Origin of the sequence: Streptomyces nojiriensis (assembly GCF_017639205.1) — a bacterium.
Classification (GTDB): domain Bacteria; phylum Actinomycetota; class Actinomycetes; order Streptomycetales; family Streptomycetaceae; genus Streptomyces; species Streptomyces nojiriensis.
On sequence record NZ_CP071139.1, the window covers coordinates 7,887,223 to 7,897,618 of the forward strand.

At 75.9% G+C, this 10,396-nt stretch carries 1 protein-coding gene; it reads left to right on the plus strand.

The features are described 5' to 3' along the window. Positions 1 to 80 precede the first annotated feature (80 nt). On the plus strand, positions 81 to 10,379 hold the full coding sequence (locus JYK04_RS36125; protein WP_189748024.1) for a type I polyketide synthase: 10,299 nt from the start codon (positions 81 to 83) through the stop codon (positions 10,377 to 10,379). Positions 10,380 to 10,396: the final 17 nt, after the last annotated feature.

Sequence of the window (10,396 nt, forward strand, 5' to 3'; positions counted from 1 at the left end):
CGATCCGATGCCCGATCGGCTTTCCCAGCCGATTCCGAATCCCGTATGCATTCCGCATTTCTCCAGGAGGTGACGTTCCAGTGGCCGGCGCGAACGAAGAAAAGCTTCTCGAAAACCTGAAGTGGATGACCACGGAGCTGCGGCGGGCCCGCCGCCGTCTCCAGGAGGTCGAGCAGGACGCCCACGAGCCCCTCGCCATCGTCGCGATGAGCTGCCGCTTCCCGGGCGGAGTGGGCTCCCCGGAGGACCTGTGGCGGCTGGTCGCCGAGGGCGGTGACGCCATCACCGGATTCCCCGGGGACCGCGGCTGGGACATCGCCTCCCTCGCCGACCCCGACCCCGACCGCAAGGGCACCTTCTACAACACCGGCGGCGGATTCCTCACCGACGCCACCGTGTTCGACCCCGGATTCTTCGGCATATCGCCGCGCGAAGCCCTCGCCATGGACCCGCAGCAGCGCCAGATCCTGGAAGCGTCCTGGGAGGTGTTCGAGCGGGCCGGAATCGATCCGGCGTCCGTGCGCGGCAGCCGTACCGGCGTCTACATCGGCGCGGGCGCCATGGGGTACGGGGCCGACCTGCGGGAGGTCCCGGAGGGGCTCGAAGGGCTGCTCCTGACGGGCGGCGCGACGAGCGTGCTGTCGGGCCGGGTCAGCTACGTCCTCGGCCTGGAGGGGCCCGCCGCGACCATCGACACGGCCTGCTCCTCCTCCCTCGTGGCCCTGCACCTGGCCGGGCAGGCCCTGCGCCAGCGCGAGTGCACGCTCGCCCTGGTCGGCGGCGTCTGCGTGATGCCCACCCCCGACGTGTTCGTCGAGTTCAGCCGTCAGCGCGGCCTCGCCGCCGACGGGCGCTGCAAGTCGTTCGCGGCGGCCGCCGACGGCACCGGCTGGTCCGAGGGCGTCGGCGTCCTCCTGGTGGAGCGCCTCTCCGACGCCCGCCGCAACGGGCACCCCGTGCTCGCCGTGGTCCGTGGCTCCGCCGTCAACCAGGACGGCGCCAGCAACGGCCTGACCGCCCCCAACGGCCCCTCCCAGCAGCGCGTCATCCGCCAGGCCCTGGAGAGCGCCCGGCTGTCGGCCGCCGAGGTCGACGCCGTCGAGGCCCACGGCACGGGCACCCGGCTCGGGGACCCCATCGAGGCGCAGGCCCTCCTGGCCACGTACGGCCAGGACCGCCCGGAGGGCCGGCCGCTGCGCCTGGGCTCCCTCAAGTCCAACATCGGCCACACGCAGGCCGCCGCCGGTGTCGCCGGCATCATCAAGACGGTCATGGCGATCCGCCACGGGGTGCTGCCGCGGACCCTGCACGTCGACGAGCCGACCCCCGACGTCGACTGGTCGAGCGGAGCGGTGTCGCTGCTGACCGAGTCCATGGCGTGGCCCGAGACCGGGGCCCCGCGCCGCGCGGCCGTCTCCGCCTTCGGGGTGAGCGGCACCAACGCGCACACCATCATCGAGCAGGCCCCGCAGGAGGAGCGATCGGAGGGTGAGGTCCCGGAGGGTGAGACGCCCGCCCAGGCCCCCGCCCCGGCCGCCGCCAGGCCCGCCGTGCTCCCCTGGACGCTGTCGGCCCGCAGCGCCGCCGCCCTGCGCGCCCAGGCCGCCCGCCTGATCGCCGCCCGCGCCCAGGACGGCGCCGCCCCGGCCCTCGACCTCGGCTACTCCCTCGCCACCACGCGCGGCGCCCTCGAACACCGCGCGGTGCTCCTCGGCCGTACGGACGAGGACCTCGCCGCCGCCCTCGCCGCGCTCGCCGCCGGCCAGGAGGCCGCGGGCCTGGTCACGGACAGCGTCGCCGAGGGCCGCACCGCGTTCCTGTTCACGGGCCAGGGCAGCCAGCGCCCCGGCATGGGCCGCGAACTGTACGAGACCCACCCGGTGTTCGCGGACGCTCTCGACGCGGTGTGCGCACGGCTGGAACTCCCACTGAAGGACGTCCTGTTCGGGTCCGACGCCGCGGTGCTGGACCGTACGGAGTACGCCCAGCCCGCGCTGTTCGCCGTCGAGGTGGCGCTGTTCCGGCTCCTCGAATCCTGGGGTCTGCGGCCGGACTTCGTCTCCGGCCACTCCATCGGCGAGATCGCCGCCGCGCACGTCGCCGGCGTGTTCTCCCTGGACGACGCGTGCACCCTGGTCGCCGCGCGGGGACGCCTGATGCAGGCGCTGCCCGCCGGCGGCGCCATGATCGCCGTCCAGGCCTCCGAGGACGAGGTCCTGCCGCTGCTGACCGATCGCGTGAGCATCGCCGCCGTCAACGGCCCTCGGTCGGTGGTCATCGCCGGTGACGAGGACGCCGCGACGGCGGTCGCCGAGTCGTTCGCCGACCGCAAGACCAAGCGCCTTACCGTCAGCCATGCGTTCCACTCGCCGCACATGGACGGCATGCTCGACGCCTTCCGCCAGGTCGTGGCGGGGCTGACGTACGACAGCCCCAGCATCCCGATCGTGTCCAACCTGACCGGCGCCCTCGTCACCGACGAGATCGCCTCACCCGACTTCTGGGTCCGCCACGTCCGCGATGCCGTCCGCTTCCTCGACGGTATCCGGGCCCTGGAGGACGCCGGAGTCACCACGTACGTCGAACTCGGCCCCGACGGCGTGCTGTCCGCGCTCGCCCAGGACTGCGTGACCGGCGATAACGCGGCCTTCGTTCCCGCACTGCGCGCCGGCCGGCCCGAACCCGAGACGGCCCTCGGCGCCCTCGCCCGCGCCCACGCCCACGGCGCCACCGTCGACTGGCAGGCGTACTTCGCCGGCACCGGCGCCCAGCGCGTCGACCTGCCCACCTACGCCTTCCAGCACGAGCGCTACTGGCTGGAGCCCGGTGCCGCGCCCGCCGGCGACGTCAGCGTCGCCGGACTCGACCCGGCCGCGCACCCGCTGCTCGGCGCGGCCGTCACCCTGGCCGGCTCCGAGCAGGTGCTGTGCACCGGCCGGCTCTCCCTGCGCACCCAGCCTTGGCTCGCCGGCCACACCGTGGCCGGCACGGCCGTCCTGTCGGGCGCCGCGTTCGTCGAACTCGCCGTACGCGCGGGCGACCAGGCCGGCTGCGGGCACGTCGAGGAGCTGGTGCTCGACGCGCCGCTCGCGCTGCCCGCCGACGGCGGCGTCCGCGTCCAGGTGCTCGTCGAGAGCCCCGACGAGCAGGGCCGCCGTACCTTCACCGTGTCCGCCCGGCCGGAGGACGACACCACCGGCGCCACCGGGTGGACGCGCCACGCCCACGGCGCCCTCGCGCCCGCCGCGCGCGCCACGGCCCTCGACCTGGCCGCGTGGCCGCCCGCCGGGGCGGAAGCCCTCGCCACCGACGACCTCCACGCCACCGTCGAGGCGGCCTGGCACCTCGACGGCGCGTACTTCGCCCAGGTGCGCCTGCCCGAGAGCGACCCGCAGGAGCGCCCGCACGCGGCCGACTTCGGCCTGCACCCGGCGCTGCTGGACGCCGCCGCGCACGCCGCGCTCGCCCTGGCACTCCCGTACGCCGACCGTCCGGGCCCGGGCGTCGGGCCGGGCAGTGTCTGGTCGGACGTGACCCTGCACGCGCAGGGCGCGGGCGCCCTGCGCGTCCGTATCCGGCCAGCCGCCGACGGCGCGTTCGCCCTGGACCTCGCCGACGACCTCGGCGACCCGGTCGCGAGCGTCGGCCGACTGGCCCCGCGGCCGTTCACGGACGGGACCACCGGGACGACCGGCGCCCCGCTGCCGGTACCGGCCGTCCTGCGCGAGGCACTGTTCCAGCTCGACTGGGCGCCGCTGCCGCTCCGGCCGGACGCCGTCGCAGCCGAGCCCGCCGGCGGCTGGGCCGTCCTCGGCCCCACCGGCCTCGGCCGGGCCACCCGCTACGCCGACCTGGCCGAGCTGGGCGCGGCGGTCGACGCGGGCCTGCCCGTACCGGCTTACGTCCTGGCACCGTTCCCCCGCCAGAGCGGCCCCCTCGCGGCGGACACCCTGCGCGAGGCCGCGCACCAGGCGCTCGCCCTCGTGCGCGCCTGGTCCGCCGACACCCGGTTCGAGGCGTCCCGCCTGGTCGTCGTGACCGGCGGCGCGGTCGCCGGGCCCGGCGAAGGCGGCGAGGACCTCCCGCACGCCGCCGTCCGGGGGCTGCTGCGTTCGGCGGAGACCGAGAACCCCGGCCGCTTCCTCCTCGCCGACGTCCGCGACCTGGCCGGCCTCGCCGACCCGGACGAGAGCGCACTCCTCGCCGCGGCCCTCGCCTCCGGCGAGCCCGAGCTGCTGCTGCGCGACGGGGCCGTCCACGTACCGCGGCTGCGCCGCACCCCGCCCGCCGCCGCCCCCGCGGCCGACGCCGTCGTCATCGACCCGGACGGCACCGCCCTGATCACCGGCGGCTCCGGCACCCTCGCCGGGATCGTCGCCCGCCACCTCGTCACCGCCCACGGCGTACGCCGCCTGCTGCTGCTCAGCCGCCGCGGCGCCGACGCGCCCGGGGCCGCCGCACGCACCGCGGAACTGGCCGCGCTGGGCGCCGAGGTCACCTGGGCGGCGTGCGACGCCGCCGACCGCGACGCCCTCGCCGCCGTCCTGGCCGGCATCCCCGCCGAGCACCCGCTCACCACCGTGATCCACACGGCGGGCGTCCTCGACGACGGCGTGCTCGGATCCCTCACCCCCGAGCGCCTGGACGCCGTCCTGCGGCCGAAGGCCGTCGCCGCCCTCCACCTGCACGAACTCACGCGCGACCTGCCGGTGACGGCGTTCGTCCTCTACTCCGCCATCGCCGGCACCCTCGGCAGCGCGGGCCAGGCCAACTACGCCTGCGCCAACGTGTTCCTGGACGCCCTCGCCCAGCACCGCCGCCACCAGGGCCTGTCGGCCACCGCCCTCGCCTGGGGCCTGTGGGCCGACGCCAGCGGCATGACCGCCGGCCTCGACGAGACGCAGCTGCGACGCATGGAGCAGCACGGCATGGGAGCCCTGACCGCCGCCGACGGCATGGCCCTGCTGGACGCGGCGCTGGCCTGCGGCCGGCCCGTCCTCGTCCCCGCCCGCCTCAACCCCGCCGCACTGCGCGACGCCGCCGCACCCGGCCCCGTCGCCCCCGTGTTCCGCGAACTCCTCGGCGCGGCCGGGCGCCGTACCGCGCGCACCCGTACCGACGCGGGCACCCCGCTCGCCGAACGGCTGACCGGACTCACCCGCCCCGAACAGGACCGCGCCCTGCTGGACCTGGTAAGGGCGCAGGTCGCCTCCGTACTCGGCCACGCCTCGGCCGAACAGGTCGAGCCCGCCAAGGCGTTCAAGGACCTCGGCTTCGACTCGCTGACCGCCGTCGAACTGCGCAACCGTCTCGGTGCGGCCACCGGGCTGCGCCTGGCCACCACGCTCGTCTTCGACCACCCCACGCCCACCGCCCTCGCCCGCCGGCTGCGCGCCGAACTCCTCGGAGACACCGACGACGCAGACGCGGACGCCACACCCGGCGCTGCCGCGGCCCTCGCCGACGACCCCATCGCGATCGTCGCCATGAGCTGCCGCTACCCCGGGGGAGTCCGCAGCCCCGAGGAGCTGTGGCACCTCGTCGAGACCGGCGGCGACGCGATCGCCGGACTCCCCGGCAACCGCGGCTGGGACACCGCCGAGCTGTACGCCGGACAGGACGACCGCCGCACCTTCGCGGGCGGATTCGTCCACGACGCGGACTCCTTCGACGCCGACTTCTTCGGCATCTCGCCGCGCGAGGCCCTCGCCATGGACCCGCAGCAGCGACTGCTCCTCGAAACCTCCTGGGAGGCCATCGAACGGGCGGGCATCGACCCGTCGTCGCTGCGCGGGACCCGGGCCGGCGTGTTCGTCGGCGCCTCGTACGGCGGCTACGACGCCCAGCTGGAGCGCTCCGACGACCCGGACGGCGTCCTCGGCCACGTGATGACCGGCAACGCGGGCAGCGTCATGTCCGGCCGCGTCTCCTACGCCCTCGGCCTGGAGGGCCCCGCCGTCACCGTCGACACGGCCTGCTCCTCGTCGCTGGTCGCCCTGCACTGGGCGATCCAGGCACTGCGGGGCGGCGAATGCACCCTCGCGCTCGCGGGCGGGGTGACGGTGATGTCGACGCCCGGGACGTTCAGCGAGTTCAGCCACCAGGGCGGGCTCGCCCCCGACGGCCGCTGCAAGGCGTTCGCGGCGGCGGCCGACGGTACGGGCTGGGGCGAGGGTGTCGGCATGCTGCTCGTGGAGCGGCTGTCGGACGCCCGGCGCCACGGTCACCCGGTCCTGGCCGTCGTGCGCGGCTCCGCCGTCAACCAGGACGGCGCCAGCAACGGCCTGACCGCCCCCAACGGGCCATCCCAGCAGCGCGTGATCCGCGCCGCCCTCGCGAGCGCCGGGCTCTCGGCCGCCGACGTGGACGCGGTCGAGGCGCACGGTACGGGTACGCGGCTCGGCGACCCGATCGAGGCGCAGGCGCTGCTGGCCACGTACGGCCAGGACCGTCCGGCCGAACAGCCGCTGCTGCTGGGCTCGGTGAAGTCGAACATCGGTCACACCCAGGCTGCGGCCGGCGTGGCGGGCGTGATCAAGATGGTGCTCGCGATGCGCCACGGGGTGCTCCCGCAGACCCTCCACGTGGACGAGCCCACCCCGCACGTCGACTGGACGGCCGGTGACATCGCCCTGCTGACGGAGACCACGGCGTGGCCCGAGACCCGTCGGCCGCGGCGCGCGGCGGTGTCCTCGTTCGGCATCAGCGGCACCAACGCCCACACGATCATCGAGCAGGCCCCCGAGCCCACGGACCGCCCGACGGCGCCGACTTCGGCCGCCGGACCGGTTCCGTACGTCCTGTCGGCCAGGACCCCGCAGGCGCTCCGCGCCCAGGCGGCCCGGCTGCTGACCGTCGCCGAGGAGGCCGTCGCCGAGGACGGCTCCGGCCTCCCGGACCTGGCCTACTCTCTGGCCACCGGCCGCGCGGGCCTCGAACACCGGGCGGCGTTCGCCGCGGGCGACCGGACGGGCCTGCTGTGCGCCCTCGCAGCCCTCGCGGCCGACGAGCAGACGCCGGGGCTGATCCGCGGGACGCTCTCCGGGGGCGGGCTGGCGTTCCTGTTCACGGGACAGGGCAGCCAGCGGCTCGGCATGGGCCGCGAACTGTACGAGACCCGCCCGGTGTTCGCCGCCGCGCTGGACGCGGTGTGCGACAAGCTGGAACTCCCTCTGAAGGACGTCCTGTTCGGGTCGGACGCCGCTGTGCTGGACCGTACGGAGTACACCCAGCCGGCCCTGTTCGCCGTCGAGGTGGCGCTGTTCCGGCTCCTCGAATCGTGGGGTCTGCGGCCGGACTTCCTCTCCGGTCACTCCATCGGTGAGATCACCGCTGCCCATGTGGCGGGCGTGCTGTCCCTGGAGGACGCGTGCACGCTGGTCGCGGCGCGTGGCCGCCTGATGCAGGCGCTGCCGTCCGGCGGTGTGATGATCGCCGTCCAGGCGTCGGAGGACGAGGTCCTGCCGCTGCTGACGGACCGTGTCAGCATCGCGGCGATCAACGGTCCGCTGTCGGTGGTCATCGCGGGTGACGAGGACGCCGCCTCGGCGATCGCCGAGGCGTTCGCCGACCGCAAGTCCAAGCGGCTCACCGTGAGCCACGCGTTCCACTCGCCGCACATGGACGGCATGCTGGCCGACTTCCGCAAGGTCGCCGAGGGGATCACGTACGGGTCCCCGCGCATCCCGGTCGTCTCGAACCTGACCGGCGCCCTCGTCACCGACGAGATGGGCTCCGCCGACTTCTGGGTCCGGCACGTCCGCGAGGCCGTCCGCTTCCTCGACGGCATCCGCGCCCTCGAAGCCGCCGGAGTCACGACATACGTCGAGCTCGGCCCCGACGGAGTGCTGTCCGCCCTCGCCCAGGACTGCGTCACGCGGGACGCCGCCTTCGTGCCGGTCCTGCGCGCCGCGCGCCCCGACGCCGAAGCCGAGACCGCCACCACCGCCCTCGCCCACGCGTACACCCGGGGCATCCCCCTCGACTGGCGGGCGTACTTCGCCGCCACCGCGGCCGGAGCCCGGCGCGTCGACCTGCCCACCTACCCCTTCCAGTCCCGCCGCCACTGGCCCGAGCCCGCCACCGCGCGCACCGGCCCCGCCCAGGACGGCTCCGCCGGGAGCGAGACCGACGCCCGGTTCTGGGACGTCGTCGAGCGGGCCGACCTGACCGCGCTCGCCGACCAGCTCGCCATCGACGGCGACCAGCCGCTGAGCGCCGTACTGCCCGCCCTCTCCGCGTGGCGGCGCGAGCAGCGGGCACAGGAGCGGGCCGACTCCCTCCTGTACCGCGTCACCTGGCAGCCGTGGTCCGGCGAGGACCGGGGCACCCCCGCGACCGCCGGCGGCACCTGGCTCGTCCCCGTACCCGCCGCGCAGGCCGCGGACCCGTGGGTCCGCGCGCTGACCGACCGCGTCAGCGGCGACGGGGCCCGGATCCTGCCGCTCCCGCTCGACGTCGCCGACGGCGACCCGGCGGTGCTGCGCACGCACCTGGACGAGGCGCTGCGCGAGGCGGCCGCCGCCGGCGGACCCGTCACCGGCGTACTGTCGCTGCTGGCACTGGACGAGCGCCCGCACCCCGAGCACCCGGCGGTCCCCGTCGGCCTGGCCCTCACGGCCGCCCTCGCCTCGGTACTCACCGGCCCCGACGGGCCGGCCGGCTGCGCTGACGCGCCCCTGTGGTGCGTCACCCGTGACGCCGTCGCCGCCGTCCCCGGCGACACGCTCGGCGGCGCCGCCCAGTCCCAGGTCTGGGGCCTGGGCCGGGTCGTCGCCCTGGAGCACCCCGACCGCTGGGGCGGACTCGTGGACCTGCCCGAAGCGTGCGACGAGCGCGCCCTGTCCCGGCTCTCGGCCGTACTCACCGGCGCGGGCGACGAGGACCAGCTCGCCCTCCGCGCCGCGGGCCCGTTCGTACGACGCCTCGTTCACGCCCCGTCGACCGGCGTCGGCCCCGCACCGCGGTGGACCCCGGCCGGCACCGTGCTCATCACCGGCGGCACCGGCGCACTCGGCCGGCACGTGGCACGCCGCCTCGCCGAACGCGGTGCCCAGCGGCTCGTCCTCGTCAGCCGCGGCGGCGCCGACGCGCCCGGCGCCGGCGAGGTCCGCGCGGAACTCGAAGCGCTCGGCGCGGCCGTGACCCTGGCGGCCTGTGACGTCACCGACCGGAACGCGCTCGAAGCACTCGTCGCGGGCCTGGCCGCCGACGGCACCCCCGTCCGCGCGGTCGTGCACGCCGCGGGTGTCTCCCAGCCGCCCGGCACGCACACCGACCTGCCCGGGTTCGCCCGGGTCGTCACCGCCAAGACCGCCGGCGCCGTCCACCTCGACGCACTGTTCGACGCACCGGACTCCCTCGACGCGTTCGTCCTGTTCTCCTCCATCGCCGGTGTCTGGGGCAGCGGCGGCCAAGGGGCGTACGCGGCCGCCAACACCTTCCTCGACGCGCTCGCCGAACGCCGCGCGGCCCGCGGGCTCGCCGCCACGGCGATCGCCTGGGGACCGTGGGCCGACGCCGGTATGGCCACCGAAGGCGACGCGGAAGAGCAGCTCAGCCGTCGCGGACTGCCGCCCGTGGACCCGCGGACGAACCTGCTGGCCCTGGAACGCGCCCTCGCCGGCCGGGACGCGGCGGTGACCGTGGCCTCCGTCGACTGGGAGCGGTTCGCCCCGGTGTTCGCCGCCGCACGGCCCCGCCCGCTCGTCGGCGACCTGCCCGAGGTACGCGCCGCCCTGCGCGAGCAGGCCCCCGGCGCGGCCACGTCCGCGACCGCCGACCCGTCCGCGGACGTACTCCGCGAGCTCACCGAACTGTCCGGGGACGACCGCGGCGCGGCGCTCCTCGACCTCGTGCGCGAGCACGCGGCGGCAGCACTCGGCCACCCGTCCGCGGACGCCGTCGCGGCCGACCGGGCCTTCAAGGACCTCGGCTTCGACTCCCTCACGGCGGTCGAACTGCGCAACCGCCTGGGCGCCGCGTGCGGCCTGCGGCTGCCGTCCAGCCTCGTCTTCGACTACCCCAACCCCGAGGCCCTGACCCGCCACCTGCTGCGCACCCTCTTCCCCGAGGGCGGCGGCGGTACGGCCGGCGCAGCCGGCATGGAAATCGACACCGACCCGCAGGACGTGGAACTGCGCCGGACCCTGGCCACCATTCCGATGGGCCGGATCCGCGAAGCGGGACTCCTCGACACCCTCCTGCGGCTCGCCGGACCCGACGCCCCCGGCACCGACACCGGTGCGGGCGCCGCCGCCGACCCGGGCGGGTCCATCGACGAGATGGACCTCCAGGACCTCCTCGACCTCGCCCTCGACGGCGGTGGCGACCTCGACGAGGACACCCCCGGCAACACCACCAGCAACAGCAACTTCTGACGTGCCCGAAGTGCGGA